Source organism: Pseudomonas sp. NPDC089534 (assembly GCF_044749305.1).
Classification (GTDB): Bacteria; Pseudomonadota; Gammaproteobacteria; order Pseudomonadales; family Pseudomonadaceae; genus Aquipseudomonas; species Aquipseudomonas ekonensis.
In genome coordinates this window covers 24010-49510 of the sequence record NZ_JBIVHR010000042.1, presented here as the reverse complement: position 1 = coordinate 49510, position 25501 = coordinate 24010, and the positions used below count along the sequence as shown (strand labels likewise).

The window sequence follows — 25501 nt, the reverse complement described above, 5'->3', positions numbered from 1 at the left end:
CTCATCGCTGGCAAGTCGAATCGTCGCACCGCAGCTCCCACAGGTTTTGTGGTGTACCTAGATTCTGCAAACACCCGAGATACCTGTGGGAGCTGGCTTGCCAGCGATGGCGGTGGGTCAGGTACCGGAGATGCCGGCAGTGCCGGCCTCATCGCTGGCAAGTCGAATCGTCGCACCGCAGCTCCCACAGGTTTTGGGGTGTGCCTGGATTCTGCAAACACCTGGGACACCTGTGGGAGCCAGCCTGCTGGCGATGGCGGTGGGTCAGGCACCGGAGATATCGGCATTGCCGGCCTCATCGCTGGCAAGCCAGCTCCCACAGGTTTTGTGGTGTACCTGGATTCTGCAAACACCCGGGATACCTGTGGGAGCGGGCTTGCCCGCGATGGCGGCGGGAGTCAGAAGCGCGTCTGCACCGCGAGTTCGAAGGTGCGCGGCGTGCCCAGGTAGTACGCCGGCGACACATGGGCGAACTCCGCGTAGACCTCGTTGGTCAGGTTGCGCACCCGGCCGGTGACGGTGGTGTGCGCATTGACCTTGTAGCTCAGGAAGCTGCCGAACAGCGTGTACGACGGCACGGTCATGGTGTTGGCCGTGTCGGCGTACACCGACGCCACGTAGCGCGCATCGACCCCGCCTTGCCATTGCGGCGAGAAGTCATAGGTCAGCCACAGGTTGCCCACCCGGTCCGGCACGTTGGTCGGTGTGTTGCCCTTGCGCGAGACCACCACGCCGGCAGCGTTCTTCTCCGTGAAATCGTCGTACTGCGCGTCGACCCAGGCGAAGTTGCCCTCGGCCAGCAACCGGTCGGTGATGCGCAGCGAGCTGGCGATCTCGATGCCTTTGGAGGTCTGCTGGCCCACCGGAATGCTCTGGGTCGGATCCAGCGGATCGGTCACGGCGAAGTCCTTGCGCTCGATCGTATAGGCCGCCACCGTCGCCGAGCCGCGTCCGTTCAGGTAGTCGAACTTGCTGCCGATCTCCCATTGCTTGCCCGTCGAGACGTCAAAGTCCTGGGTGCCGTTCGGCTGTTCGGCGGCGGTGCTGTACTGCACGTAGACGTTGGCCGACGGAATGAACTGGTAGGTCAGCCCGACTCGCCCGGTGACCGGCTCCCAACTGCGCTTGAGATGCTTCGGGTTGCTGGCGGTCACGGCGCGGTGGTTGGTCACGTCCAGGTCGATGTCGTCGTAGCGCAGCCCGGTGAGCAGCGCCAGCTTGTCGGTCAGCGCCAGGCGGTTTTCGGCGAACAGGGCCTTGGTGGTGACTTCGTTGGTCTTGTCGCTGACAAATCCCGGCTTCGTGCCGGGAATGTCGTAGAAGTGCCCGGGGCGGTAGCTGTTGGGGTCGACCGTGCTCGCGCCCTTCACGTTGAGCGGTGAGTTGGTGGTCTGGTTGACCTTGTACTCGAAGCCGCCGGACCAGGTGGTGTCGAGGCCGAACAGGGTGTTGTCGTGGCGCAGTTCGAACTGGTTGCCGTTCTGTTCGCCCTGGTGCCGCACCTGATAGGCGGTGGAGCGGTTCACCGCGCTGTTGTCGGCGTTGTACTGGTAGGTTTCCAGGTTGCGGTAGTCGCGCTGGCTGTCCAGGTGGTAGAGGGTGTTGCGCAGGGTGGTGCTGTCGTTGATCCGGTAGTCGATGATCGAGCGTACCCAGATCGTGCGCTGCTCGTAGCGGCCGTCCTCGACGTTGTAGTTGTTGAAGCGGTTGTGCTTGTCGATCTTCAGCTCGCCGGCCTTGGGGTTGAGCACCGGGGTGCCCCAGTACGGGCTGTCTTCGTGTTCGTCCTGGTATTCCAGGGCCAGGGTGTGCGACAGGTCGGGCGTCAGGTCGCTGAGCAGGGAGAACGCCACGCTCCAGGCATCCCGCTCCTGGCGGTCGATGTAGCCGTTGCCGGTGTTGTGGCTGACGTCCAGCCGCGCGTAGTGCTGCACGTCGGCACCGGGCTCGGTCAGGGCATGGTTGAGGCCGAAGGCGGTTTCGGCGGTGTCGAAGGTGCCGTAGCTGACCCGGCCTTCGACGGCCTGCTCGTCGCGGGTGGCGAGCTTGGTCACGTAGTTGAGCGAGCCGCCGACCGAACCTGCGCCGTTGATCAGCGACGACGGGCCGCCGACCAGTTCCACCCGATCGTAGATCCACGCATCGACCGGCCGCGCCAGGCCGCCGGACACGTTGACGCCGTTGAACATCTGGGTGATCTGGCTGCTGGTGAAGCCGCGGTAGGACACGAACCCGCCGAAGCCCGGCGGGGCGCTGGCGTTGACGCCGGGCAGGGTGTTGGCGGCGTCCTGGAAGTTCTGCGCGCCGTGGCGTTCGATGTCGTTGCGGTTCGCCACGGCCACCGAGGCCGGCGTGTCGCGCACGCTCAGTCCCAGGCGCGAGGCCATGCCGCTGGAGCCGTCCAGGCTCAGGCCGGGTTCGGCGGCGGATTCGCCGTCAATGGTGATCGGCGCCAGGTCCACGGCGGATTGCGCCCAGGCGTTGACGGACAGGCAGCCGCACAGGCTCGCCAGCAAAGTGAGTTGTTTCATCGTTGAATCCTGAATGCTTGTCTAGGAGTCAGCGCACAGGCGAACGCCGCGCGTTGGCGCAGTGGGCTGACGAATCAAAAGGGCAAGGGCACTCAGGCGAGCGGCGGGGCGCGGGGGTTGGCCGAAGGCCAGGCGAAGCGGGCGGGGAGGTCGGCGCTGACGATGGCCGGCAGCGGCGGGCTGTGCTGTTCCGGCAGGATCGCCAGGGTCAGGCTGGAGTTGAACGCCGGCCCCATGCCGCCGGTGGAGCACAGCGGGCAGCCGAAGGCCTTGGCCAGGGTCGGCAGTTTCTCTTCGGAAGGGTTGGCGGCGAGCGGCGCCTGGGTGGCCGGATCGACCGCGCAGAACTGGCCGCCGAGGCCGTTGAGCTGCATCCCGACCATCTGCCCGTGACCGATGCTGCAGGCGAACACGTTGAACAGGACGCAGCAGTAGAGCATCCAGGCCAGCAGTGAGCGATCGGAACGGGTGAATTTCATGGGCGGCACTTTACCCAAGGTCGAACGGTCGTGCACTTGGAAAAATGCCGTCTAGGATGATTTTGTTCAAATCGAAAACAAGGAACCGCGACCATGACGTTTGTCTTGGCTCGAGGGCTGGTCACGGTGTTTGCGGTGATCAGCCTGGTGCATGTGTATTGGGCGCTGGGCGGGCAGTGGGCCGTGGCCGCGGTGGTGCCGCAGGTGCCGGTGGCGGATGGGGTGGCGACGTTGCGGCCGGCGTTCAAGCCGTCGGGCTGGATCACCTTGGCGGTGGCGGCGGCGCTGCTGTCGGTGGCCGCGCTGGTGTGCCTGCGGGTGGGGTGGTGGCTGCCGACGGTGCAGCACCGGTCGCTGCAATGGGTGATCAGCGCGATTGCGCTGCTGATGTTCGCCCGGGCCATCGGCGACTCGGAACTGGTGGGCTTCTTCAAGGAGGTGAAGGCCTCGCGGTTCGCCTGGCTCGACACCTGGTTCTATTCGCCGCTGTGCACGGTGCTGGGGGCGGGGCTGCTGACGGTGGCCTGGGTTTGAGGTGGCCTGTGCCGGCCTCATCGCCAGCAGGCGGGCTCCCACAGTTTTTTGCGGTGCGCACAGAATCTGTAGGCTCGGCCATGCCCTGTGGGAGCCAGCCTGCTGGCGATGGCGTCGGCAAGGACACCCCGCATCCTGAGGTCAGCCCTCGCTCTCACCCCGCCGGCTGCTCACCTCCGCCGGCACATCGTCCCCGGCCATGCGCTTGCGGAACAGCGCCGCCCGCGCCAGCAGCAGGGTCGTCACCGGCACGGTGATCGCCAGCAGGATCGGGATCAGCCAGGCATGCACCACCGGCGCCTCGCTGAACGCGGAAAAGCACAGGATCGACGCCAGCGCCACGCACCACGAACCCAGCGTCGAGGCCAGGGCCGGCGGGTGCATGCGCTGGAAGTAATCCTTCATGCGCAGCAGCCCCAAGGCGCCGATCAGCGCGAAGGTGCCGCCCAGCACCAGCAGGATCGCCACCGGGATCTCCACCCACAAAGACAATGGCGCGCTCATTCGATCACCTCGCCCCGCAGCAGGAACTTGGCCAGCGCGAATGAGCCGACGAAGCCGAACAGCGCGATCAGCAGCGCCGCCTCGAAGTACGTGTCGCTGGAGTAACGGATGCCCAGGGTCAGCATCATCAGCATGGCGACGATGTACAGGTAGTCCAGCGCCAGGACCCGGTCCTGGGCCGACGGCCCCTTGAACAGGCGGATCAGGGTCAGCACCATCGCCAGGGAAAACAGGAACAGCGTGAGCAGGATCGCGTTCGACAGCAACGGGCTCATTCGAAAATCTCCATCAGCGGCCGCTCGTAAGTGGTCTTGAAGTGCTGGATGAACTGCGCCTCGTCCTCCAGGTCCCAGACGTGCATCAGCAGGATGCTGCGGTCCAGCGCCAGCTCCGACCACACCGTGCCGGGCACCACCGTGGTGATCATCGACAGCGCCGCCAGGCCGTTGGCGTCGCGCAGGTCCAGCGGCACCTTGACGAAGCGCGAGCGGGGCGGACGGCGGCCGGCGTTGAGCACGCCCCAGGCCACGGCCAGGTTGGAGTGGATCACGTCCCGGCCGACCAGGAAAAACAGGCGCAGGATGGTGCCCGGACGGCGGATGCGGATCCGCTGCGGGCGCAGCTTGCGCATCATCAGCGGCGCGGCGAACCCCAGCACGGCGCCGAGCAGCAGGTTGCCGGGGCTGGCCGACTGGTTCAGCGCCAGCCACAGCAGCCACAGCGCCAGCGACAGCCAGGGGGCAGGGAACAGACGCTTCATGGGTGGGCCTCCTGCAATGCGGCCTTGGCTTCGGGGCTCGGCACGGCGCGGGTGCCGAGCACGGCCATCACGTATTGCTGCGGGTTGTTCAGGGCATCGGCGGCGGCTTCGGTGTAGCGCAGCAGCGGCTCGGCCTTGAAGGTCAGGGCGATGCTCAGGCCCAGCAGCACCAGGATCGGCGTGCATTCCAGCTTGCGCAGCACCGGCGACGGGCGCTCCTCCGGCGACCAGAAACGCTGGATGCCCAGCCGCGAGAAGGCCATCAGCGAGGCCAGCCCGGACAGGATCAGCAGCGCCAGCAGCGACCACGCGGCCGGCGACACCGGCTCGCCGGCGCCCAGGCCCAGCGGGTTGAGCAGCGCGCCGATCAGACTGAGCTTGCCGATGAACCCGGACAGCGGCGGCATGCCGACGATCAGCAGCGCGCAGGCGATGAAGCTCAGGCCCAGGAACGCCATGGTCCAGGGAATCACCTGGCCGACCACGGCTTGCTGGTCGTCGTCCAGGTTGGTGCCCTTGACCGGTGCAGCGGCTTCCTGCGGGCGCGGCAGCAGTTCGTTTTCGTCCTCCAGCGGCACCTCGGTGGCGGTGCGCGAACGCTCGATCAGTTCGGCCAGCAGGAACAGCGCGCTCAGCGCCAGGGTCGAGCTGACCAGATAGAACAGCGCCGCCGCCACCAGGTTCGGCTGGGCGAAACCGGTGGCGGACAGCAGGATCCCCGCCGACACCAGGATGCTCAGGCTGGCCATGCGCTCCAGGCGCTGGGCGGCGATGATCGCGACCCCGGCGCAGACGATGGTGGCCATGCCGCCGTAGATCAGCCAGTCGCCGGCAAAGTACGCCGACGCCCCGGCCTGGCCGGAGAACAGCAGCGTCCACAGGCGCAGCAGGGTGTAGACGCCGACCTTGGTCATGATCGCGAACATCGCCGCCACCGGCGCGCTGGCCGAGGAATAGGCCGGCACCAGCCAGAAGTTCAAAGGCCACATGCCGGCCTTGGCCAGGAACGCCACCGCCAGGATGCCCGCGCCGGCGTGCAGCAGGCCTCGGTCGGCCTCCGGCACCAGCGGGATCTTCAGCGCCAGGTCAGCCATGTTCAGCGTGCCGGTGACGCCGTAGATCAGCGCCGCGCCGATCAGGAACAGCGACGAGGCCAGCAGGTTGATCGAGATGTAATGCAGCCCCGACGACACCCGCGCCCGGCCCGAGCCGTGCAGCATCAGGCCGTAGGAGGCGGCGAGCAGCACCTCGAAGAACACGAACAGGTTGAACAGGTCGGCGGTCAGGAACGCGCCGTACAGGCCCATCAGCTGGATCTGGAACAGGGCGTGGAAGCTCGACCCCGCGCCGTCCCAGCGGGCCATGGCGTACAGCAGGGCACTGACGCCGATGATCCCGGTGAGCACCAGCATCAGCGCCGACAACCGATCCACCACCAGCACCAGGCCGAACGGCACCTGCCAGTTGCCCGGCAGGTACACGCCGATGGAGCCGGGCACGCCGGTGGTCTGGGTCCAGGCCAGCAGCGCCACGGCGATCCCCAGGCCGACGAGGCTGGAGGCCAGGTTGAGCTTGGCCTTCAGCGGCCGGTGCCGCTCGCCCAGCATCAGCATGATGGCGGCGGTCAGCAGCGGCAGCAGGATCGGCGCGGCGATCAGGTGAGTCATCGCCATCATTCCTTGGGCTCCCGGCCGTCCACGTGGTCGGTGCCGGTGAGGCCCCGGGACGCCAGCAGCACCACCAGGAACAGCGCAGTCATGGCGAAGCTGATGACGATCGCGGTCAGCACCAGCGCCTGGGGCAACGGATCGGTGTAGTGCAACAGGTCCTGGGGCACGCCGTCCTTGATGATCGGCTCCTTGCCGATGAACAGGCTGCCCATGCTGAAGATGAACAGGTTGACGCCGTAGGACAGCAGGCACAGGCCCATGACCACCTGGAACGTCCGGGGACGCAGGATCAGCCAGACGCCGGAGGCGGCGAGCACACCGATGGCGATTGCGATGACTTCTTCCATCAGACGGCTCCTTTGGCGGCGGCGGTTTTATGGCCCCGCACCGATTGGTGGGCGAGGGCGGTGAGGATCAGCAGGGTCGAGCCGACCACCACGGCGTACACGCCGATGTCGAAGAACAGCGCGCTGGCGATGTGGATGTCGCCCAGCAGCGGCACGCCGAAATGCCAGGTGTGGGTGGTCATGAACGGATAGCCGGCGGCCATCGCCCCCAGCCCCGTGACGGTGGCGAACAGCAGCCCGGTGCCCATCCAGCGCAGCGGCCGCAGGCTCATCTGCGCCTCGACCCACTGGGTGCCGGCGACCATGTATTGCAGGATGAACGCCACCGACATCACCAGCCCGGCGACGAAGCCGCCGCCCGGCTGATTGTGCCCGCGCATGAACAGGTAGAACGACACCACCAGCGCGATCGGCAGCAGCAGGCGCACCAGCACCGCCGGCACCATCATGAAGCCCAGCGCGGTGTCGCTGGCCGAGCGCGGGTTGACCAGGTCGGTGACCACGTCCGGCGCCAGCAGGCGTTGCTGGGCCGGCAGCTGCAGGCTTTCCTTCGGCGGGCGGAACCGGCGCAGCAGGGCGTACACGGTCAGGGCCACGGCCACCAGCACGGTGATTTCGCCCAGGGTGTCGAAGCCGCGGAAGTCCACCAGCATCACGTTGACCACGTTGCTGCCGCCGCCCTCGGGCAGGGCGCGGCTGAGGTAGAACGACGAGATGTCGTTGGGGGTCTGGCGGGTCAGCATCGCATAGGACAGCAGCGCCATGCCGCCGCCGACGGCCACCGACAGCAGCAGGTCGCGCACCCGGCGCACCCGCGCCTTGCGCAGGCTGTTGGGCAGCGGCGACACCTCTTCGATCCGCCGGGGCAGCCAGCGCAGGCCGAGCAGGATCAGCACGGTGGTCACCACTTCCACCACCAGTTGCGTCAGGGCGAGGTCCGGCGCGGAGAACCAGACGAAGGTCACGCAGGTCATCAGGCCGCAGACACTGACCATGGTCAGGGCGGCGAGACGGTGATACTTGGCCTGCCACGCGGCGCCCAGGGCGCAGGCGATCGCCAGCAGCCACAGGGTGACGAACACGATGGAGCCCGGAATCTTCGGCCGGTCGCCCCAGCTCAGGCTGCTGTGCAGCATCGGGATCAGGCCGGCGAGCACCGCCGCCAGCACCATCAGGAACAGCTGCGCCTGCAGGCGCTTGGTGCCGATCCGCCGCTCCAGCCGCCGGGCCAGGCGCATCATCGCCACCAGGCTGCGCTCGAACAGGCGCTTGCCGTTGAAGCGGCCCACCAGCGGCGGGAAGCTGAAACGCCCGCGCTTGAGCTGGTTGCGCAGCAGCAGGTACACCACGATGCCGCCGGACATGGCGATCAGGCTCATGATCATCGGCGCGTTGAGGCCGTGCCAGATCGCCAGGCTGTATTCAGGGAGCGTGCCGCCGACCACGGGCGTGGCCGCCGCAGCCAGCAGCGGGCCGACCACCTGGGCCGGGAAGATCCCCACCACCAGGCAGGTCAGCACCAGCAACTCCACCGGCGCACGCATCCAGCGCGGCGGTTCGTGCGGGGTGTGCGGCAGGTCGGTGGCGGTCGGGCCGAAGAACACATCCACGGTGAAGCGCAGGGAATAGGCGACGCTGAACGTGCCGGCGAGGGTCGCGACGATCGGCAGCGCCGCTTCGACCCAGGCCGTGGCGTTGATGAACACCGTTTCGGCGAAGAACATTTCCTTGGACAGGAAGCCGTTGAGCAGCGGCACGCCGGCCATCGACGCACTGGCCACCATCGCCAGGGTGGCGGTGAACGGGATCAGTTTGAACAGGCCGTTGAGCTTGCGGATGTCGCGGGTGCCGCTCTCGTGGTCGATGATGCCGGCGGCCATGAACAGCGAGGCCTTGAACGTGGCGTGGTTGAGGATGTGGAACACCGCGGCCACGGCGGCCAGCGGGCTGTTCAGGCCCAGCAGCAGGGTGATCAGGCCCAGGTGGCTGATGGTCGAGTAGGCCAGCAGGCCCTTGAGGTCGTTCTGGAACATCGCGCAGTACGCGCCGAGCAGCAGCGTGGCGGCGCCGGCGCCGCTGACGATGTAGAACCATTCTTCGCTGCCGGACAGCGACGGCCACAGCCGCGCCAGCAAAAACACCCCGGCCTTGACCATGGTCGCCGAGTGCAGGTAGGCCGAAACCGGCGTGGGCGCCGCCATGGCGTGGGGCAGCCAGAAGTGGAAGGGGAACTGGGCGCTCTTGCTCAGGGCGCCGATGAGGATCAGGGGAAGCAGAACGGGGTAGAGGGCATGTGCGCGGATCAGGTCGCCGGCGGCCAGGACCTTGTCCAGGTCATAGCTGCCCACGACATGGCCGAGGATGAGCACCCCCGCCAGCAGGCACAAGCCGCCCGCGCCGGTGACCATCAGCGCCATATACGCGCCGCGGCGGGCGTCGTGACGGTGGTGCCAGTAGCCGATCAGCAGGAACGAGAACAGGCTGGTCAGTTCCCAGAAGAACACGATCTGGATCAGGTTGCCGGAGATTACCAGCCCGAGCATGGCGCCCATGAACGCCAGGAAAAACGCGAAGAAGCGCGGCACCGGGTCGTCCGGCGACATGTAGTAGCGGGCATACAGGGAGACGAGGGTGCCGATGCCCAGCACCAGCATCGAGAACAGCCAGGCGAAGCCGTCCAGGCGCAGGACGAAGTTCAGGCCCAGGCTGGGCAGCCACATGAACTCTTCGCGGATCACGCCGCCGTCGGCGATTTGCGGGTACAGCAACGCGACCTGGACGGTGCCGGCCAGAGCGACCAGGCCTGCCAGCAGGGATTCGGCGTTTCGTGCGTTGTGCGGCAGCACCGCGGCCAGACAGCTGCCCAGGAAAGGCAGAAGCAGTAGAACTATCAGGGACATAGGCTTCTAATCTGCGGAAGTTTGTGAAGCATCATACGTGCCAGTTCCCCGATCACCAAACGCCAGGATGTCTCAGAATCCTACAAGGTAGTCGGAAATTTCCTGCTTCACATTGTTTCAGGGGGCGTGATGGCGCCGGTGATGGCCTCTGCGTCGGATCGCGGGCCTCACCGCTGGCAAGTCGAATCGTCGCACCGCAGCTCCCACAGGTTTTGGGGTGTACCTAGATTCTGCAAACACCCGGGATACCTGTGGGAGCGGGCTTGCCCGCGATGGCGGTGGGTCAGGCAACAGAGATGTCGGCTGTGCCGGCCTCATCGCTTGCAGGCAAGCTCCCACAGGTTTTGGCGGTGTACATGGATCTTGCGAACACCCGGGATACCTGTGGGAGCGGGCTTGCCCGCGATGGCGGTGGGTCAGGCGGCAGAGATGTCGGCAGTGCCGGCCTCATCGCTTGCAGGCAAGCTCCCACAGGTTTTGGTGGTGACGCAGATCCTGCATACACCCGCTATCCCCTGTGGGAGCCAGCCTGCTGGCGATGGCGCCGGGTCAGGCGCCGCCGCCCTCAGTGATTCAACCCTGGGTCTCGCGCCCCAGCGCTGTCTCGGCCGCGGTGCCCTTGGCCTTGGTCTTCAGTTCGCTGACGATCACCGCCGCCACGATCAGCCCCGCGCCCACCAGGGCAATCGCCGGCAGGCGTTCCCCGGCGATCCGCCCGGCGATGCCGGCCCACACCGGCTCACCGGCATAGATCAGGGTGGCGCGGGTCGGCGACACGCTCTTCTGCGCCCAGTTCATCGCCACCTGGATCGCCGCGCTCATCGCCCCCAGCCCCAGGGCGGTGGACACCAGCACCCACGAGAAAGAGGGGATCGCCTCGCCGGTCGGCACCACCATCAGGAAGGCCAGCACCGACGTCACCGCCAGTTGCACCACCGTCACCCGGCGTACATCGACCTGGCCGGCATAGGTGCTGATGAGGATGATTTCCGCCGCGATCGCGATGGCGCTGATCAGCGTGGCGATTTCGCCGGGGCTGAAGTTCAGCGACGCCCCGGACGGCCCCGACAGCAGCATCAGGCCGGTGAACGCCAGCATGATCCCGATGCTCGGCATCAGCCCGGGCCGGCGGCCCAGCACCAGCCATTGCAGCAGCGGCACGAACGGCACGTAGAGCGCCGTGATGAACGCCGACTGGCTGCTGGGGATGCTTTGCAGGCCGACGGTCTGCAAGCCGTAGCCGAGCATGATCGCCACGCCGATGAACGCGCCTGCGCGCAGCTCGAACAGGGTCAGGTCGCGCAGGTGCTTCCACGAAAACAGCGCCACGATGCTGGCCGCCGCGGCGAAGCGCAGGCCGACGAAGAACATCGGGCCGCTGACGGTCATCGCATGCTGCACCAGCAGGAACGTGCCGCCCCAAAGCATGGTGATCAGGACAAGGACGGCTTCGGCCTTGCTGAACCGGGGGACACGCGGGGAAGTTTGGGGGGAATTGACCGACATCATGACCTTGCACGCTAGGAGGAGGGGAACGCACAATGCGCCCAACGTTGCGCAGTATACTGCCCAACCCCACCGAGTGAGCAATATAGTGCACAAAGATTCCCCGCCGCGAACATCCGTCCTCCAGCATGTCAGCCAGAACGTGCGGCGCCTGCGTCACGCCATCGACATGAGCCAGGCCACCCTGGCGGAACAGTCCGGGGTCAGCCGGCGCATGCTGGTGGCCATCGAGGCCGGCGAGAACAACGTCAGCCTGACCACCCTGGACCGTATCGCCGAAGCCCTCGACGTGGCGTTCAGCGACCTGATCCAGGCGCCGGACAACCGCGACCCTGGCCGCATCAACGAACTGGCCTGGGCCGGCAGCATTCCCGGCAGCAAGGCGGTGCTGCTGTCCAAGGCCACCGCCACCCGCGCGGTGGAGCAATGGGAGTGGTGCCTGCAACCGGGCGAGGTGTACCCCTCGCAACCGGACGCCGAGGGCTGGAGCGAGCAGATCTTCGTCTTCCAAGGCTGCCTGACCTTGATGCTGGGCGACCGCCCGCAGCGGATCGCCGCCGGCGAGTTCTTCATGTTCGCCAGCAACCAGCCCCACGGCTACCGCAACGATGGCGAGGTGGCGGCGCGCTTCGTGCGCAACGTGGTGATCTGAGCGGCAGGACATTCCCCGGCCGTTCCCTTAATGTGGCAAGACCCCAACGACGGAGCGGCGCAACGGATGACACACCCCGAATACGGACAGGCGAATGCCCCGACCCGTCAGGCCGATATCCTGGTCATCGGCGGCGGCCTCAGCGGCACGCTGCTGGCGGCGCAGTTGCTGCGCCTGCCGGGACGGCGGCGGATCCTGGTGGTCGAGCCTCGGACTGAGCTCGGCCGCGGCGAGGCCTACAGCGCGGTGGAGCTGGGGCACACGCTCAACGGCAACGCGGCGCGCATGAGCGTCGACCCGGACAACGCCGACGACCTGACCCAATGGCTCGCCGCCCACATCGCCGCCGGCGGCTGGCCGGAGTCGGACCGGCAATCGGTGCCGGTCAGCGAACTGTTTCCGCCCCGGGGCCTGTTCGGCGTGTATGTCCAGCAGCGTCTGGCCGAAGCGCAACGGACGGGCGCGACGTACGGCTCGACCGTCGAGCATGTGCGGGCGGAGGCGGTGGACGTGCAGGTCGGGGCCGGTTCGGTGCAGGTCACGCTGAACGACGGCCGGCTCCTGCAAGGCGCGCATGCGGTCATCGCCACCGGCCTGTTCCCCGCCGCCCGCACACCGCAGATGCACTCCAGCGGCCTGAACGCCGCGGCGCTCGACCCTTGGGACGTGACCGCGATGCGCCGGCTCGATCCCCACGCCACGGTGCTGATCATCGGCTCCGGCCTGACCATGGTCGACGCGGTGGTCTCGCTCGAACAGGCCGGGCACCGCGGGCCGATCAAGGTCTTTTCCCGTCACGGCCTTCTGCCCCATGTGCGCAGGCAGCCACCGGCGTGGGTGGATTTTCTTGCCGGTGATCACGCTATCCGCAGCCCCCGCCAGTTGCTGCGGGAACTGCGCCGGCAGTGCCGCGACGCCATCGCCCAAGGCATCGACTGGCAGGCGCCGCTGGACACGGTGCGGGCGCACATCGGCCGCCTATGGAGCCAGGCCAGCGATGCGCAGCGCCGGCAGTTCGTGCGCCATGTGCGGCCGTGGTGGGAAAGCCATCACCACCGTTCGCCGCCCTTGAGCGCCGAGGTGGTCGAACGTCTGCAACGTGAAGGGCGGCTGAGCATTCAGGCCGCTTCGTACAAAGGGCAGGAGCTGATGCCGGAGGGTGGGGTGAGCATCTGCATCCGTCGCCGGGGCGAGGCCGATACCTGCTGGGTGAGCGGGGCGGCGCTGATCAACTCCAGCGGCATCGAGTACGACTGGCGCCGGGTGGCGCGACCCCTGCCGCAGCAGATGCTCACGCGCGGGCTGGTGCGGCCGGGGCCGTTGGCGCTGGGGATCGCGGCCACGGCGGATGGCGCGGTGGTGGATGCCCAGGGGCAGGTGTCAGCGTGCCTGTTCGCCATGGGCCCGCCGTTGCGCGGGATGTGGTGGGAAAGCACGGCGGTCACCGATGTGGCGGCGCAGGCCAAGGCGTTGGCTGTGAAGTTGGCGGGGCTTTAGTTCGGGAGCGTTGTTGTGGGCCTCATCGCCAGCAGGCTGGCTCCCGCCGTTTTAGCTGCACCACAACACCCATGTGGGAGCCAGCCTGCTGGCGATGAGGCCCGCAAGGCCATCGAAGAAGAAGCTCCGGTCAGCGCGGCAAGCTGTCCACCAGCCAGCGCTGGCGCATTTCCTCCAGTCGCCCGTCGGCGCGCAAGGCGTCGAGCGCCTGCTGCCAGCGGGCGACCCGGCGGGGGTCGGTCTGGCGGGAGAAGGCGATGTAGGTGTCCTGCTTCATCAGCGGCATCTGATACTGCAGGCGGCCTGGCTCCATGCCTTGCTCGCGGGCCAGGGAGGCGCTGGACAGGGTGTCGGAGACCACGAAGTCGGTCCGTCCCAGGCTGAACAGGCGCATCATCTGCTCCGGGGTTTCCACGCCGTAGAGGTTGTTCAGGTCCTGCTTCTGCAGATAGCTGTAGGCCAGCCATTTGCGCGGCACGGTGATCCGGCCCAGGTGGTCGGCCTCGCGCAGGCTGCGGATCGGTGTTTGCAGGTTTTCATGGGCGTAGAGCGCGGTTTCGACCTCCACCAGCGGCCCGACCCATTGGTAGCGGTCGTCGCGCTCGTCGGTGCGAAGCACGGTGAACACGCCGGTGTCCGGCGAGTCGCTGGCCATGCGCAAGGCCCGCAGCAACGGCACCTGCTGAAGGTGGATGTGGTCGCCGGTCTGCTCCGCCAGGGCCTGCACCACGTCCACGCCGAACCCTACCAGGCGGTCGCCCTGCTGGAAGTGCAGGGGCGGATGGTTGTCGGTGAGCAGGCGCAGCTCCGCCGCGTGGGCCGTCAGGGCCAGCAATGACAGCAGACAGGCGGCGAGGCGTTTCATGGATCGTCCCTGAAAAATCAAACGTGCAGCTTATTACGGGCGCGTGTTGCCTGTCCCGAGGAATCACCGGGGCTTTTGCGTCAGAGAGCAAGGCTTATCGGTAGTGGCGGGTTGCTATGGCGTCCTTGGCACAGGGGTCAGGATTCGGCGAGCATCTCCACGGCGTAGGAGAACACGTAGCCTTCGTTGCGCACGGTCTTGATGTAGGTCGGCTCGCGGGAGTCGTCCAGCAGGCGCTGGCGCAGGCGGCTGACCAAGAGATCGATGGAGCGGTCGAACAGGTCGGCCTCCCGGCCTTGGGTCAGGTTGAGCAACTGGTCGCGGCTGAGCACCCTTTGCGGATGGTCGAGGAATACCCGCAGCAGACGGTACTCGGCGCCGCTCAGGGCGACCAGGGTGTCGTCCTCGTCGAGCAGGTGGCGGGCGGTGGTGTCCAGGCGCCAGCGGCCGAACGCCAGCAGGCGGCCGGTTTCGGTGATCAGCAGGTTGGGCGGCAGCATCCGCGTGCGGCGCAGCACGGCGTTGATCCGGGCCAGCAGTTCGCGGGCGGCGAAGGGTTTGGTCAGGTAGTCGTCGGCGCCCATTTCCAGGCCCAGGATGCGGTCGGTCTGGTCGTCGCGGGCGGTGAGCATCAGGATCGGCGTGGCCTTGTGCTTGCCGGCGCGCAGTTCGCGGCACAGCACCAGGCCGTCGTCGCCGGGGAGCATGAGGTCGAGCACGATCAGGTCCGCGGTGTCGGCGGCGAGGAAGCTGCGCATCTGCCGGCCGTCGGCGACCACGGTGGTGCGCAGGCCGTTCTTCGTCAGGTAGCCGCCGACCAGTTCGCGGATCTCGCGGTCGTCGTCGACGATGAGGATGTGGTTGATGTGATCCATGGCTGGCGCTCTTGTTGTTGGTTTGTCCGGATCTTCATTGCCCTGATCCGGCGATGTCTTGGCTGACGCTTTCGCCGGCAGGCTGGCTCCCGCAGGGGGATCGGCGGCGAATGCGCAATCTGCGGTCACTGCAAAACAGTGTGGGAGCGAGCCTGCCCGCGATGACGGCGTGCCAGCCACCCAGAAGGGTGGCGGGCACGCCTCGCTCCCACAGGTTTAGCCTGTCAGGACACGACCTGGTAGCACGGCACGTACGCCGCGCCGCCCGGCAGTTTCATCCGGTGTTGGGCGACGAACGCTTTGAGCAGCAGGTCCAGCGGCTGCATGATCGCCGCGTCGCCGCGGATCCGGTACGGCCCGTGTTCCTCGATCAGGCGGATGCCCTTGTCCTTGACGTTGCCGGCGACGATCCCGGAAAACGCCCGGCGCAGGTTGGCCGCCAGTTCGTGGGCCGGCTGGTCGCGGTGGAGCTTGAGGTTGGCCATGTTTTCGTGGGTCGGGTCGAACGGGCGCTGGAAGCCCTCGTCGATCTTCAGCAGCCAGTTGAAGTGGAACGCGTCGTTGCGCTCGCGGCGGAACTGCTTCACGGCCTTGAGGCCCTGGGTCATCTGCCGGGCGACTTCGGCCGGGTCGTCGATGATGATCTGGTAATGCCGCTTGGCCGCTTCGCCGAGGGTGGCGGTGACGAAGGCGTCCAGCTGCTGCAGGTACGGTGCGGCGTGCTTGGGGCCTGTGAGGATGACCGGGAACGGCAGGCCTTCGTTGTCCGGGTGCATCAGGATGCCCAACAGGTACAGGAACTCCTCGGCGGTGCCGGCGCCGCCGGGGAAGATGATGATGCCGTGGCCGACGCGCACGAAGGCTTCGAGGCGCTTCTCGATGTCCGGCAGGATCACCAGTTCGTTGACGATCGGGTTCGGCGCTTCGGCGGCGATGATGCCGGGTTCGGTCAGGCCCAGGTAGCGGCCGCCGTGGATGCGCTGCTTGGCGTGGGCGATGGTCGCGCCCTTCATCGGGCCCTTCATCACGCCCGGGCCGCAGCCGGTGCAGATGTCGAGGCTGCGCAGGCCCAGCTCATGGCCGACCTTCTTGGTGTACTTGTATTCGTCGGTGTTGATCGAGTGGCCGCCCCAGCACACGACGATTTTCGGCTCGACGCCCGGGCGCAGGGTGCGGGCGTTGCGCAGCAGGTGGAAGACGTAGTCGCTGATGCCCTGGGAGGTGCTCAGGTCGATGCTCAAGGCATCGAGTTCGTTTTCGGTGTAGACGATGTCGCGCAGGGCGCTGAACAGCATCTCGCGGGTGCTGGCGATCATTTCGCCGTCGACGAAGGCGTCGGCGGGGGCGTTCAGCAGTTCCAGGCGCACGCCGCGGTCTTGCTGGTGAATGCGGATCTCGAAGTCCTTGTAGGCTTCCAGGATGGTCTTGGCGTTGTCGACGTGGGCGCCGGTGTTGAGGATGGCCAGGGCGCACTGGCGGAAGAGGGTGTAGGTGCTGCCGGATCCGGCTTGGCTCAGTTGCTGGACTTCACGTTGGGAAAGGGTTTCCAGGCTGCCTTTGGGGCTGACCGAGGCATTGATGACGTGTCGTTGGGTCATGCGGTGATCCTTAAAACGATGCCGTTGCGGTGAAGCGGGCCAACGGTATCCGAATGGTGTGTATCCATGAATGAATGTGGCACGGATTGCGTGGTGTCGCCATGTCCCCGTCGGACGGTGAAAAGATGAAAGGGCGCTCCAGCATAGCTAAATCCGTCCCGTTGGCGATAATGCGCCAGCCTCTTTTTAACTCAAGACCCGGAAGCCTGTCGCGATGTTCGAGATCCAGCCGATCGATGCCGTCACCTATCGCCAGCAGACCCGGCGCAGCACGCTGATCATCGCGGTGCTGTTCCTGGTGCTGGCGATGCTGTTTTCCACCGCGGCGGTTTCGCTGTTCGGCGAGCCGGGCGGCGACAACCTGCGGTTCAACGTGGGCGGTGTGTTCGCCGGCTTCCTGCTGACCGCGGCGCTGTTGCGCGGACGCTTCTGGCATCAGGCCTGGATGGCGCCGGCGGTGTACGGCTGGCGGCTCAAGCGCAGCCTGATGAGCGTCACCAATGTCATGCATCAGGTGACGGCGGCGGTGGAGCGGGATGATCCGACGGCGATGAAGGTGCTGCGCTTCTATCACCTGGGCCTGAGCCAGATGCATGAACTGGACGGCAACTCCAGCGATCATGGGCAGTTGCGGCGGGAAGCCGAACAGCACGAGGCGCGGATGGCGGCGCTGGGCATCGACCCCGCACAGACGCGCCTCGACCCGGCCTGGCTGCAAGCGCTGAAGCCCGGCGCCCGCTAGAACGGAATGCGTGCGGCGCGCCGCCGCTGCCACCGGCGGATCAGGCGCCCGTACACCAGCAGGTTGACCGCCAGCACCACGCTGCCCAGCGCCAGCTGGATCTGCGGGGTCAGCCCCGCCGGATAAATGATCGGCCAGATGTAGTGCTCGATGAAACCGCCGGCGTACTCGGTCTGGCCGGCGGCGTGGCGCATCAGGTTTTCCCAGCGGGTCAGCGGGCAGGTCAGGTGCAGCACCTCGACCAGCACGCCCCAGGTGGCCGCCGGCAGGTGCAGCCAGATCAAGGGCCGCCACCTGAGCGCCAGCAGTCCGCCGAACAGCACGAACAGAATGAACAGCAGATGGAACAGCACGAGGCCGTCGGCGGCGATTCGGTACAGCATGTCGTCTCCCTGACGCGGTGGTGGATGGGGCCATGGTACGCCAGTCGGGGGGGATGGCGGCCCCAAGTGCGCAAGATTGTTCAAGCCATGAACGGGCGTTCAATGGCAGAGTCGGCGGCCCTGTATTCCGGTTGAAGAGCGTTATGTCTGACTCACTCATGCCGCGCAGCGCGTTCCTTCGCGGTGCGGCGGCGATCATGCCGTTATCCCTGGCGACCGCGCCGTGGGGCCTGCTGGCCGGCTCCATGGCGATCGAAGCCAACCTTACGCCGCTGCAAGGCCAGGGGCTGTCGAGCATCGTGTTCGCCGGCGCCGCCCAGTTGGTGGCCATCGGCATGCTCAAGGGCGGCGCCGGGCTGTTCTCGATCCTGCTGACCACCGTGCTGCTGACCTCCCAGCACTTGCTGTACGGCATGAGCATGCGTTCGGTGATTTCGCCGTTGCCGGGTCGCTGGCGCCTGGGCCTGGGCTTCCTGCTCACCGACGAACTGTTCGCCCTGACCAGCCAGCACGACCGCCAGCAGTTCGACCGCTGGTACGCCCTGGGCGTGGGCCTGACGTTCTACATCGCCTGGAACCTCTTCACCCTGGCCGGCATCGTGCTGGGCAGCAGCATTCCGGGGCTGGAACACCTGGGTCTGGACTTCTCGATTGCCGCGACCTTCATCGCGCTGATCGCCCCGGTGGTGCGCAACGTGCCGACGGTGGTCTGCGTGGCGGTGTCGCTGTTCTGCTCGGTGCTGTTCAGCTATTGGCAATGGGGCTCGGCGCTGGTGCTGTCGGGGCTGGCCGGGATGACGGCGGGGTTTGTCTGCAACAAGCTGTATCGGGGGCGCGCATGATGGTTTGGGCAGTGATTGTCGGCATGGGAATCCTGGTGTTCCTCAACCGTTACGTGTTCCTGGAGCCGCGCTTGCCCGTGCGCCTGAGCAGCAACGCCCGGCAGTTTCTCGGGTTTGCCGTGCCGGGCATGCTCACCGCGATTTGCGGGCCGATCGTGTTCATGCCGGACCGGCAACTGAATCTTCAGTGGGACAACCCGTATCTGATCAGTTCTCTGGTGGCGATCGGGCTGGTGATTTACACGCGCAATACGTTGCTTAGCATGCTATTTAGCATGGCGTTCTTCTTTCTGTTGCGCTGGTGGCTGTAAGTTGCGCGTTTGAAAAGTGTTCTACGCTCTAAGGATGACTTCCGACAGCGAGGCGAACATGGCAAACGAGCGAAAACCTCCGGAACCCATCGATGACGATGAACCGAGCGAAGAAGAGATCGAGCGGGAAAAGCACAAAGAACAGACCTGGAAACACGACGATGGCCGGGAGCTGTCCGACCGAGACCAGGAGCGCCCGCTGAAACCCTGATCGGCTGAAACGCAAAAGCCCCGCTCGTGCGGGGCTTTTGCGTTGTCTCAGAGATCGTCCAGCTGCGTGAAATCGGGGTGGGAAGCCCGATAGCCCAAGGTCTTGTCGATCCAGGCGTTGAGCTCGTTGACCATCACCGGCGGGTGGCAGGGATAGCTTTCGAGCGTGGTGCGCAGGATGCGGTCGATATCGGGTACGTCACGCAGGTTTCGGGTCTTTATGTAGTGGCCGATAAAACAGTCGAGTTGAAAGCGCTCTGTCATGGACAGGTGAATACACTCCAGGCCACTGGCCTGTTTGATTGCAAAATCGTCGCGCAACTTGGTTCTCTGCAAGGATGTTGAGTTTGTCGGGGATTCCTGGTCTGTTGACTCTTCGGTCAACTAAAGTGCCAATTGGAAATGCGGCGCGCATGCTATCCGTAGTGCATCTAAATGTATGTATGACGATTGAAATGTCAGACAGGCGGTTAGTTCGCTCGAACGATTGTTTCACGGTGTTGTCTCGCGGTTGATACACCCCCTGTAACGCAGGGGGACAGCACGCGGATCTCTCCTCTAAATGACGTGCCGCTGCGGGGTTTATTTAATCCGTCGGCTGAATCAATTGCGCACCCTGATTGCGGGCGTTGCCGATGGCCTTGCCGACCTTGTGCCACTGGAAGGCGCCGGCCGGTTCGGTGTCGAACAGCAGCATCTGCTCCGCCCGTTCGGCGGGCGTGGCAGGATCGAGCCATTCGTTCACCCGCTCGGCGCACAGCACGAGCGGGCGCCGGTCATGGATGTCGAGCAGGCCGCCTTCACTGTCGGCGGTGATGATGACAAATCCGTCGTCTTCCTTTGACGGCGTGCCGGGTGTCGGAAACTGGCCGATGGCGGCGCAGAAAATCGGGCCATGGTCGGCGCGACGGATCAGCCAGGGCTGTCGGCTTTTGTCGGGCGTGTCCACCCATTCGAACCAATTGTCCACGGGCACGATCAGGCGGTGTCGCCAGATCGCCCGGAAGAACGGGCCGTGGGCGACTTTCTCCACCCGTGCGTTGATCGGCGTCGCGCGGTCCTTGGCCCAGTGCGGGCGCCAGCCCCAGCGCAGACTGTCGGCGTACAGGTGCCGTTCGTGCTGATGGAGGATGGCCAGCGACGTGGTGGGCGCAGCGTTGTAGCGGGCGAGCGGCGCGTCGCCGACGTGATTGATCAGCGCATCGGGAATGCTCAGGACCGCCACGAAATCGTGGATGCCCCGGTACTGCGACAGTCGTCCGCACATGCGCCGAACCTCCGGCAACCGGCCACGTTAGCCTTGAGCTTAGTTGTCCGGTTCACACCGTGTCGCCCTGGCCCTTGAACGTGTCGCGCCAGGCCAGCCAGCGGCGCTCCAGCGCGGCGAGCAGGCCGTCGCTGAGCTTGCCCAGCAGCGCCAGGACGATGATCGCCGCCAGCACGATGTCCGGCCGCGAAGTTTCGCGCCCGTCGCTCAACAGGTAGCCCAGCCCTTTGGTGGCGGCGATCAGTTCGGCGGCCACCAGAAACATCCAGGCCAGGCTCATGCCGCTGCGCAGCCCCGTGAACAGGCCGGGCAGGGCGGCGGGCAACAGGATCCGGCGCACCAGCTGCAGGCGGCTGAACCCGTAGATGTGCCCGACCTCCACCAGCCGGCGGTCGATGTCGCGGATCGCCGCGACGACATTGACGTACACCGGAAAGAACGCGCCGATGGCGATCAGTACGATTTTCGACGTCTCGTCGATGCCCAGCCACAGCAGCAACAGCGGCACCCAGGCCAGGCTCGGGATCGAGCGCAGCGCGGCGAAGGTCGGCTCCAGGTAGGCCTCGGCCTCGCGGCTCAGGCCTACCCAGGAAGCGAACACGAGCGCCAGGCCCGCGCCGATGGCGAAGCCCGCCAGCACGCGGACCAGGCTGGCGCCGATGTGCTTCCACAGCGCACCTTCGGCCAGGTCGGTCAGCGTCAGGGCGATCTCGCTCGGCGCGGGCATCTGATAGGCCGGCAGCCAGCCGCTGCGCACGATGATTTCCAGGGCGATGACGATCAGCAGCGGCACGGCCAGGCCTTTGAGGCGCCGTCGCCAATGCGGGCTCAGCTTCGCGGATGGGCGGCGCGGCGACGCCAATGCGAGGCGGGCGGGCAGGTCATGGCTCATGGGCGGTTCTCCCTTTGCGCCGGTTCGGTCACTGGGCGGCGACGGTGGGCTGGAAGCCGGTGTCGATCAACTGGTCGATGACCTGATCGACATTCACCCCGCGGCGCACCAGCTCCTCCGAGACCAGGATCGGCGCGGCGGCCTTCGAGGCCTGCACATCCCCGGCGGTGAGCTGCGGACGGCCCAGATCGGTGCGCGACAGTTGCAGCCTGGCCACGTCCAGCGGCAGGCCGGATTCGTCGGCGAGCAGTTTGGCCAACTCGTCCGGGTGCTTCACCGCCCACTCGCGGGCCTGTTCGTAGGCTTTGATCACGGTGTCGATGGTCTGCGGGTGCTCCTTGGCGTAGCGCTCGGTGACGCTCACGACCCCGTAGCTGTTGAAGTCCGGATTGCGGTACAGCAGGCGCGAGCCGGCCTGGACCTGGCTGGCGGCCATGTGCGGGTCGAGCCCGGCCCAGGCGTCGACATCGCCTTTCTCCAAGGCCGTGCGGCCATCAGGATGCTGCAGGTGCACCAGTTCGACATCGTCCTTTTTCAGCCCGGCCTGCTGCAGGCTGCGCAGGGTGAACAGGTACGGGTCGGTGCCTTTGGTGGCGGCGATCTTCTTGCCCTTGAGGTCGGCGACGCTCTGGATCGGCGAGTCCTTGCGCACCACCAGCGCGGTCCATTCGGCGCGGCTGTAGACGTACACCGACTTGATCGGGCTGCCGTTGGCCCGGCTGAGCACGGCGGCGAGGCTGGCGGAGGAGGCGAAATCGACGCCGCCGCTGTTGAGGTACTCCAGCGAGCGGTTGCTGCCCTGGCTCAGCACCCAACCGACCTTGCTCTGCGGCAGGGCCTTTTCCAGGTAGCCCAGGTGCTTGAGGGCCAGGCTGACCGGCGAGTAATAGGCGTAGTCCAGGTGCACTTCAGCCGGCGGGGCTTCGGCGGCCTGGGCCGCCGGTTGCAGGCTCAGGGCCACGGCCCAGGCCGCGAGAAGGGTTTTGGCGCGGGAGAACGGTAGGAAGGATGTCATCGGGGGCGCTCCGGCAAGGCAACAGGTCTTATGTCCAAATGGATGTTTCTATCGAATGCTTCCTGCATGAGTGGAATAATGCAGGCTCTGTGCCATAAGCGTTTTGCCCCGTATTCATTGGGGTTTGTGCCGCTTTCGGTTTCACGAAGTGTTGCCGGGAAAACACTTCGCCGAGGCGCTGTTGTGGGTCGGACAGTGCGCAGTGTCCGTGCTGAGCTTATGTATAAATCGAATTTCAAAATCTTTTTATAAGAGCGTTATGGTCTATGGAAAACCCGCCCACAGGTCTCCGCCATGACGTTCTCCCGTTTCCTGCGCGCCACATTGACTGGTGCTTTGTTTGCTTCGCCGTTTTCCTATGCTGCCGAACCTTTGGTCTTGCAGGTCGGCGACCAGAACTACTACAACATCCGCGCATCGGTGGAGGCGTCCGGCGTGCTCAAGGACGCGCCGTACACCGTCGACTGGAAACACTTCCAGGCCGCCGCGCCGTTGGCCGAGGCCTTGCAGGCCGGGTCGCTGGACCTGGGCTTTCTCGGCGACTCGGGCTTTCTGTTCCTGGCCGCGAAACAGGCGCCGGTGAAGCTGATCGGCGTGTCGCGGCAGAACCCGGACACCATCGCTTTACTGGTGCCGAAGGATTCGCCGGTCAAGACCGTCGCCGACCTCAAAGGCAAGAAAGTCGCCTACTGGCCCGGTGCCTGGAGCCAGCAACTGACCTTGCGGGCGCTGGAGCAGGGCGGCCTGCCGGAGGACTACGTCGACTTCGTCAAGCTCATGCCGGTCGATGCCGCCGCCGCGCTGCCCCAGGGCGGCATCGATGCGTTTCCGGTGTGGGAACCGTACATTTCCCAGCAGATCGTGTTCTCCGGGGCCCGGCCGATCCTCACGGCGAAGAACCTGATGCCGGGCTTGAGCGCCATCGCCGCGTCCGCGCCGTCCATCGACGCCAAGCGTGAGGCGATCGCCGACTTTCTTTCCCGGCTGAAAAAGGCGCGGGCCTGGGTCGACAGCCATACTGACGAGTACGCGGACCTGTGGGCGAAGAAGGCCAACCTGGATCAGGCGGTGTCGCGGCACTGGCTGCGCCAGGCGCACATGACGGTCGGCCCGGTGGACGGGCAGGCGGCCAGCGACCTGCAAGGCACGGCGGACTTCCTGTACAAGGTCAAGGCACTGCCGGCGCCGTTGGCCACGGCGGGCATCATCGACACGTCGTTCGAGAAGGCGCTGACGAACTGAGCGGGTGCCGGAACCAAACCCCGCGTACCTTGATCCAACCCCGGTCCGCTTCGGCGGATCGCAGGGAGGCAGCGGCGGCGAGGGAGTTTTGCCAATCGACAACATGACCGTCACGGTCGGGCGCAAGGCAAGACATGAAGCATTGGTTCAGGCTGTTCAGCGCAGTGGCCGTCGCCGTCGGGCTGGCCGGGTGCATCGCCGCTCCCATCGAAATGACCCCGCAGACCGAAACCCGGCTCAAGGCCCAGGCGCCGGTGCGCTTCCTGCTGACCTTCGACGATGGCCCCAGCGCCTCCAGTTTCTGGAACCCGACCGCCACCGTGCTCGACAGCCTCAAGGTCAACCCGGTGCAGCCGGACCTGAAGGCGGTGTTCTTCGTCCAGACCCGCGCCCCGCGGGCCGGCAACAGCGACATCGGCCGCAGCCTCATGCGCCGGGAGCACGCCGAAGGGCATGTGCTGGGCTTCCACACGGCCACGCCCTGGCACACCAACCACCGTTCGCTGGAGCCTGCGGAGCTCGAAGAGGCGCTGACCAACGGCACGGCGGACATCGCCGCCATCACCGGCGCGCCGCCGGTGCTGCTGCGTCCGCCGTTCTGGAACTACGACAAGCGCACGTTCGCCGCCTATCAACGGCATGGCCTGAGCGTGCTGCTGACCGATCTCAGCGCCAACGACGGCAAGATCTGGGGCTTCAACGGCAGTCCCAGGCGCCGGGCGAACATGCTGCGCCAGTTGTCGGAAGTCCGGGAGCGGATCGCCCTCGGCGAATTGCCGACGGTCGACGGGGTGATTCCGGTGGTGGTGACGTTCCATGACCTGAACCGCTACACCGCGCGGCATGCCCGCGAATACCTGCAGATCCTGCTCGACAGCGCCGCCGCCACCGGCGTGCGGCTGGCGGACAAGCCGTTCTATGACGATCACGCCGCGCTGGAGAAGGCGGCGTTGGCCCGTACCGTTCGTCAGAGTTCGGATCCGGTGCGCCTGCCGGGGGTCTGGAACTGGATCTGGGACCGCAACGCCCACTGACCGGCGGCATGCCAAGGATGTGAAACGGTTGGCATTTGCTGACGCGGCAAAGTGCGCAAGGCTCATCTATGCTCAACCGGTCGAAGGATCAGACGCCTGTGAGGCTGCGCCCATGCTTGCCATCGCCGATATTTGCCGCATCGTGGAATCCGGATTCCGCCCGCTCTATTGCGACTGCACCGAAACCGCGCAGGGCCTGTTGCAGATCAAGGTGTACGAGCCTGAGAGCGGGCGCGTCGATCTTCTGCTCAACGGCGTTTCGCCGGAGCATCTGGTCACCATTCGTGACATTTCCAACTTCATCGGTGAGTTGCGCACCGAAATGAGTGCCGGGCGCCGGGCGTTCGCCGGCTGAGCGCTCAGAGCCGGCGCTGGAAGGCGCGGACGATGCGCAAGGTCGCCTCGTTGGCGTTCAGCGTGTGCACCGTGTCCAACGGCTGCCACAGGCATTCGACGATCTCGTTCTGCGGACGGGCCAGGCCCGGTTCCGGCGCAGACGCTTCGTAGACATGGTGGCGGGTGTTGCCGGTCTGCAGTTCCATCAGGTACAGCATCCCGTCGGCGATCAGGCCGGTCTCCTCCTGCAGTTCCCGCGCAGCGGCCTGCACCCGGGTCTCATCGGGCTCGACCTTGCCGCCCGGCAGCGACCAGCGGCAATGGGCCTTGCGCACCAGGAGAATGTGCCGGTCCTGCTCGCAGATCACGGTTGCACGTACTTTCATTTGTTACCCGATTGCCGTCTGTCATAAATCTGTCACGAATCTGCAATATTCGCGCCGCGCAGGGGGTTAGAGGTTCTGAGTGCCGGCAGGTCACAAAAGTGCCGAAGGCTTGACGCCCGCCGG

28 protein-coding genes are annotated in these 25501 nt (G+C 66.2%); 10 read left to right on the top strand and 18 right to left on the bottom strand.

Annotated features, from left to right (window positions below; genetic code table 11):
* Positions 1 to 398: 398 nt before the first annotated feature.
* Entirely contained in the window at positions 399 to 2531 is a 2133-nt protein-coding gene (locus ACIP0B_RS15080; RefSeq protein ID WP_400833160.1) for a TonB-dependent receptor, read from the bottom strand.
* Between the two features lie 92 nt (positions 2532 to 2623).
* Positions 2624 to 3010: a DUF2946 domain-containing protein gene (locus tag ACIP0B_RS15075; RefSeq protein ID WP_400833157.1), complete on the bottom strand. Its 387-nt coding sequence runs from the start codon at positions 3008 to 3010 to the stop codon at positions 2624 to 2626.
* Between the two features lie 93 nt (positions 3011 to 3103).
* Here ACIP0B_RS15075 and ACIP0B_RS15070 point away from each other — a divergent pair, with 93 nt between their 5' ends.
* Entirely contained in the window at positions 3104 to 3544 is a 441-nt protein-coding gene (locus tag ACIP0B_RS15070) for a DUF3995 domain-containing protein (RefSeq protein WP_400833155.1), read from the top strand.
* A gap of 141 nt (positions 3545 to 3685) precedes the next feature.
* Here the strand turns inward: ACIP0B_RS15070 and ACIP0B_RS15065 are convergent, their stop codons facing one another.
* The 7 genes from ACIP0B_RS15065 to ACIP0B_RS15035 all read right to left on the bottom strand — a co-directional run bounded on the left by ACIP0B_RS15065 (position 3686) and on the right by ACIP0B_RS15035 (position 11234).
* Positions 3686 to 4048 (bottom strand): Na+/H+ antiporter subunit G, encoded by a 363-nt coding sequence (locus ACIP0B_RS15065; protein ID WP_400833153.1) that lies wholly within the window; start codon positions 4046 to 4048, stop codon positions 3686 to 3688.
* Positions 4045 to 4323, bottom strand: coding sequence for a K+/H+ antiporter subunit F (locus ACIP0B_RS15060; RefSeq protein WP_003225959.1), 279 nt, complete (start codon positions 4321 to 4323; stop codon positions 4045 to 4047). Before ACIP0B_RS15060 ends, ACIP0B_RS15065 begins: the two co-directional genes overlap by 4 nt.
* A complete protein-coding gene (locus tag ACIP0B_RS15055) occupies positions 4320 to 4808 on the bottom strand; it encodes a Na+/H+ antiporter subunit E (protein ID WP_400833151.1) in 489 nt (162 codons plus the stop codon). The genes ACIP0B_RS15060 and ACIP0B_RS15055 overlap by 4 nt, the downstream gene beginning before the upstream one ends.
* Entirely contained in the window at positions 4805 to 6484 is a 1680-nt protein-coding gene (locus ACIP0B_RS15050; RefSeq protein WP_400833148.1) for a monovalent cation/H+ antiporter subunit D, read from the bottom strand. The genes ACIP0B_RS15055 and ACIP0B_RS15050 overlap by 4 nt, the downstream gene beginning before the upstream one ends.
* Positions 6481 to 6825: a Na+/H+ antiporter subunit C gene (locus tag ACIP0B_RS15045; RefSeq protein WP_007986256.1), complete on the bottom strand. Its 345-nt coding sequence runs from the start codon at positions 6823 to 6825 to the stop codon at positions 6481 to 6483. The genes ACIP0B_RS15050 and ACIP0B_RS15045 overlap by 4 nt, the downstream gene beginning before the upstream one ends.
* Positions 6825 to 9725: a monovalent cation/H+ antiporter subunit A gene (locus ACIP0B_RS15040; protein WP_400833144.1), complete on the bottom strand. Its 2901-nt coding sequence runs from the start codon at positions 9723 to 9725 to the stop codon at positions 6825 to 6827. Before ACIP0B_RS15040 ends, ACIP0B_RS15045 begins: the two co-directional genes overlap by 1 nt.
* Before the next feature lie 573 nt (positions 9726 to 10298).
* Entirely contained in the window at positions 10299 to 11234 is a 936-nt protein-coding gene (locus ACIP0B_RS15035) for a DMT family transporter (protein WP_400833143.1), read from the bottom strand.
* Positions 11235 to 11319: 85 nt separating this feature from the next.
* Here ACIP0B_RS15035 and ACIP0B_RS15030 point away from each other — a divergent pair, with 85 nt between their 5' ends.
* Together ACIP0B_RS15030 and ACIP0B_RS15025 are read left to right on the top strand one after the other, a co-directional pair.
* Complete coding sequence (locus ACIP0B_RS15030; RefSeq protein ID WP_400833140.1) at positions 11320 to 11883, top strand: helix-turn-helix domain-containing protein; 564 nt, start codon at positions 11320 to 11322, stop codon at positions 11881 to 11883.
* 66 nt (positions 11884 to 11949) lie between these two features.
* A complete protein-coding gene (locus ACIP0B_RS15025) occupies positions 11950 to 13380 on the top strand; it encodes an FAD/NAD(P)-binding protein (RefSeq protein WP_400833139.1) in 1431 nt (476 codons plus the stop codon).
* A gap of 130 nt (positions 13381 to 13510) precedes the next feature.
* Here ACIP0B_RS15025 and ACIP0B_RS15020 read toward each other — a convergent pair whose 3' ends face one another.
* The 3 genes from ACIP0B_RS15020 to ppnN form a co-directional block, all read right to left on the bottom strand.
* The gene (locus tag ACIP0B_RS15020; RefSeq protein WP_400833137.1) at positions 13511 to 14245 is read right to left on the bottom strand and encodes a substrate-binding periplasmic protein; all 735 of its coding nucleotides are present in this window, start codon (positions 14243 to 14245) and stop codon (positions 13511 to 13513) included.
* A 137-nt stretch (positions 14246 to 14382) separates the two neighbouring features.
* Positions 14383 to 15120 carry a response regulator gene (locus tag ACIP0B_RS15015; protein WP_400833135.1) on the bottom strand — a complete coding sequence of 246 codons (738 nt, stop codon included), beginning with the start codon at positions 15118 to 15120 and terminating at the stop codon, positions 14383 to 14385.
* 224 nt (positions 15121 to 15344) lie between these two features.
* Positions 15345 to 16718, bottom strand: a complete 1374-nt coding sequence (gene ppnN, locus ACIP0B_RS15010; RefSeq protein WP_400833132.1) for a nucleotide 5'-monophosphate nucleosidase PpnN — start codon at positions 16716 to 16718, stop codon at positions 15345 to 15347.
* Between the two features lie 214 nt (positions 16719 to 16932).
* Between ppnN and ACIP0B_RS15005 the strand changes: the two genes are divergently transcribed.
* Positions 16933 to 17460: a DUF3087 domain-containing protein gene (locus ACIP0B_RS15005; RefSeq protein WP_400833131.1), complete on the top strand. Its 528-nt coding sequence runs from the start codon at positions 16933 to 16935 to the stop codon at positions 17458 to 17460.
* On the opposite strand, the gene ACIP0B_RS15000 is transcribed toward ACIP0B_RS15005, so the two are convergent.
* The gene (locus ACIP0B_RS15000; RefSeq protein ID WP_400833130.1) at positions 17457 to 17843 is read right to left on the bottom strand and encodes a DUF2784 domain-containing protein; all 387 of its coding nucleotides are present in this window, start codon (positions 17841 to 17843) and stop codon (positions 17457 to 17459) included. The genes ACIP0B_RS15005 and ACIP0B_RS15000 overlap by 4 nt on opposite strands.
* A 143-nt stretch (positions 17844 to 17986) precedes the next feature.
* Here ACIP0B_RS15000 and ACIP0B_RS14995 point away from each other — a divergent pair, with 143 nt between their 5' ends.
* From ACIP0B_RS14995 to ACIP0B_RS14985, 3 genes are read left to right on the top strand one after another with little or no spacing between them, the layout of a single operon-like run.
* The gene (locus ACIP0B_RS14995) at positions 17987 to 18685 is read left to right on the top strand and encodes an AzlC family ABC transporter permease (protein WP_400833128.1); all 699 of its coding nucleotides are present in this window, start codon (positions 17987 to 17989) and stop codon (positions 18683 to 18685) included.
* On the top strand, positions 18682 to 18996 hold the full coding sequence (locus tag ACIP0B_RS14990) for an AzlD domain-containing protein (protein ID WP_400833126.1): 315 nt from the start codon (positions 18682 to 18684) through the stop codon (positions 18994 to 18996). Before ACIP0B_RS14995 ends, ACIP0B_RS14990 begins: the two co-directional genes overlap by 4 nt.
* 58 nt (positions 18997 to 19054) lie before the next feature.
* Complete coding sequence (locus ACIP0B_RS14985) at positions 19055 to 19207, top strand: hypothetical protein (protein ID WP_400833124.1); 153 nt, start codon at positions 19055 to 19057, stop codon at positions 19205 to 19207.
* A gap of 47 nt (positions 19208 to 19254) precedes the next feature.
* Here the strand turns inward: ACIP0B_RS14985 and ACIP0B_RS14980 are convergent, their stop codons facing one another.
* The 4 genes from ACIP0B_RS14980 to ACIP0B_RS14965 form a co-directional block, all read right to left on the bottom strand.
* Complete coding sequence (locus tag ACIP0B_RS14980; RefSeq protein ID WP_400833122.1) at positions 19255 to 19527, bottom strand: hypothetical protein; 273 nt, start codon at positions 19525 to 19527, stop codon at positions 19255 to 19257.
* Positions 19528 to 19792: 265 nt separating this feature from the next.
* Entirely contained in the window at positions 19793 to 20473 is a 681-nt protein-coding gene (locus ACIP0B_RS14975) for an SOS response-associated peptidase (RefSeq protein WP_400833120.1), read from the bottom strand.
* A 52-nt stretch (positions 20474 to 20525) separates the two neighbouring features.
* Positions 20526 to 21365: an ABC transporter permease gene (locus ACIP0B_RS14970; protein ID WP_400833118.1), complete on the bottom strand. Its 840-nt coding sequence runs from the start codon at positions 21363 to 21365 to the stop codon at positions 20526 to 20528.
* 28 nt (positions 21366 to 21393) lie between these two features.
* On the bottom strand, positions 21394 to 22380 hold the full coding sequence (locus ACIP0B_RS14965) for an aliphatic sulfonate ABC transporter substrate-binding protein (RefSeq protein ID WP_400833116.1): 987 nt from the start codon (positions 22378 to 22380) through the stop codon (positions 21394 to 21396).
* A gap of 294 nt (positions 22381 to 22674) precedes the next feature.
* Between ACIP0B_RS14965 and ACIP0B_RS14960 the strand changes: the two genes are divergently transcribed.
* The 3 genes from ACIP0B_RS14960 (at position 22675) to ACIP0B_RS14950 (ending at position 25011) form a co-directional block, all read left to right on the top strand.
* Entirely contained in the window at positions 22675 to 23622 is a 948-nt protein-coding gene (locus ACIP0B_RS14960) for an ABC transporter substrate-binding protein (RefSeq protein WP_400833115.1), read from the top strand.
* 134 nt (positions 23623 to 23756) lie between these two features.
* Positions 23757 to 24656, top strand: a complete 900-nt coding sequence (locus ACIP0B_RS14955; RefSeq protein ID WP_400833113.1) for a polysaccharide deacetylase family protein — start codon at positions 23757 to 23759, stop codon at positions 24654 to 24656.
* A 112-nt stretch (positions 24657 to 24768) separates the two neighbouring features.
* A complete protein-coding gene (locus tag ACIP0B_RS14950; RefSeq protein WP_400833110.1) occupies positions 24769 to 25011 on the top strand; it encodes a DUF1652 domain-containing protein in 243 nt (80 codons plus the stop codon).
* 4 nt (positions 25012 to 25015) lie between these two features.
* On the opposite strand, the gene ACIP0B_RS14945 is transcribed toward ACIP0B_RS14950, so the two are convergent.
* Entirely contained in the window at positions 25016 to 25378 is a 363-nt protein-coding gene (locus ACIP0B_RS14945) for an NUDIX hydrolase (RefSeq protein ID WP_400833108.1), read from the bottom strand.
* Between the last annotated feature and the right edge of the window lie 123 nt (positions 25379 to 25501).

Excerpts from the sequence above, each read along its gene's own strand:
- ACIP0B_RS15080 (WP_400833160.1), bottom strand. The coding sequence starts at position 2,531 with ATGAAACAACTCACTTTGCTGGCGAGCCTGTGCGGCTGCCTGTCCGTC.
- ACIP0B_RS15075 (WP_400833157.1), bottom strand. The coding sequence starts at position 3,010 with ATGAAATTCACCCGTTCCGATCGCTCACTGCTGGCCTGGATGCTCTAC.
- ACIP0B_RS15070 (WP_400833155.1), top strand. The coding sequence starts at position 3,104 with ATGACGTTTGTCTTGGCTCGAGGGCTGGTCACGGTGTTTGCGGTGATC.
- ACIP0B_RS15065 (WP_400833153.1), bottom strand. The coding sequence starts at position 4,048 with ATGAGCGCGCCATTGTCTTTGTGGGTGGAGATCCCGGTGGCGATCCTG.
- ACIP0B_RS15060 (WP_003225959.1), bottom strand. The coding sequence starts at position 4,323 with ATGAGCCCGTTGCTGTCGAACGCGATCCTGCTCACGCTGTTCCTGTTT.
- ACIP0B_RS15055 (WP_400833151.1), bottom strand. The coding sequence starts at position 4,808 with ATGAAGCGTCTGTTCCCTGCCCCCTGGCTGTCGCTGGCGCTGTGGCTG.
- ACIP0B_RS15050 (WP_400833148.1), bottom strand. The coding sequence starts at position 6,484 with ATGATGGCGATGACTCACCTGATCGCCGCGCCGATCCTGCTGCCGCTG.
- ACIP0B_RS15045 (WP_007986256.1), bottom strand. The coding sequence starts at position 6,825 with ATGGAAGAAGTCATCGCAATCGCCATCGGTGTGCTCGCCGCCTCCGGC.
- ACIP0B_RS15040 (WP_400833144.1), bottom strand. The coding sequence starts at position 9,725 with ATGTCCCTGATAGTTCTACTGCTTCTGCCTTTCCTGGGCAGCTGTCTG.
- ACIP0B_RS15035 (WP_400833143.1), bottom strand. The coding sequence starts at position 11,234 with ATGATGTCGGTCAATTCCCCCCAAACTTCCCCGCGTGTCCCCCGGTTC.
- ACIP0B_RS15025 (WP_400833139.1), top strand. The coding sequence starts at position 11,950 with ATGACACACCCCGAATACGGACAGGCGAATGCCCCGACCCGTCAGGCC.
- ACIP0B_RS15020 (WP_400833137.1), bottom strand. The coding sequence starts at position 14,245 with ATGAAACGCCTCGCCGCCTGTCTGCTGTCATTGCTGGCCCTGACGGCC.
- ACIP0B_RS15015 (WP_400833135.1), bottom strand. The coding sequence starts at position 15,120 with ATGGATCACATCAACCACATCCTCATCGTCGACGACGACCGCGAGATC.
- ppnN (WP_400833132.1), bottom strand. The coding sequence starts at position 16,718 with ATGACCCAACGACACGTCATCAATGCCTCGGTCAGCCCCAAAGGCAGC.
- ACIP0B_RS15005 (WP_400833131.1), top strand. The coding sequence starts at position 16,933 with ATGTTCGAGATCCAGCCGATCGATGCCGTCACCTATCGCCAGCAGACC.
- ACIP0B_RS15000 (WP_400833130.1), bottom strand. The coding sequence starts at position 17,843 with ATGCTGTACCGAATCGCCGCCGACGGCCTCGTGCTGTTCCATCTGCTG.
- ACIP0B_RS14995 (WP_400833128.1), top strand. The coding sequence starts at position 17,987 with ATGTCTGACTCACTCATGCCGCGCAGCGCGTTCCTTCGCGGTGCGGCG.
- ACIP0B_RS14990 (WP_400833126.1), top strand. The coding sequence starts at position 18,682 with ATGATGGTTTGGGCAGTGATTGTCGGCATGGGAATCCTGGTGTTCCTC.
- ACIP0B_RS14985 (WP_400833124.1), top strand. The coding sequence starts at position 19,055 with ATGGCAAACGAGCGAAAACCTCCGGAACCCATCGATGACGATGAACCG.
- ACIP0B_RS14975 (WP_400833120.1), bottom strand. The coding sequence starts at position 20,473 with ATGTGCGGACGACTGTCGCAGTACCGGGGCATCCACGATTTCGTGGCG.
- ACIP0B_RS14970 (WP_400833118.1), bottom strand. The coding sequence starts at position 21,365 with ATGAGCCATGACCTGCCCGCCCGCCTCGCATTGGCGTCGCCGCGCCGC.
- ACIP0B_RS14965 (WP_400833116.1), bottom strand. The coding sequence starts at position 22,380 with ATGACATCCTTCCTACCGTTCTCCCGCGCCAAAACCCTTCTCGCGGCC.
- ACIP0B_RS14960 (WP_400833115.1), top strand. The coding sequence starts at position 22,675 with ATGACGTTCTCCCGTTTCCTGCGCGCCACATTGACTGGTGCTTTGTTT.
- ACIP0B_RS14955 (WP_400833113.1), top strand. The coding sequence starts at position 23,757 with ATGAAGCATTGGTTCAGGCTGTTCAGCGCAGTGGCCGTCGCCGTCGGG.
- ACIP0B_RS14950 (WP_400833110.1), top strand. The coding sequence starts at position 24,769 with ATGCTTGCCATCGCCGATATTTGCCGCATCGTGGAATCCGGATTCCGC.
- ACIP0B_RS14945 (WP_400833108.1), bottom strand. The coding sequence starts at position 25,378 with ATGAAAGTACGTGCAACCGTGATCTGCGAGCAGGACCGGCACATTCTC.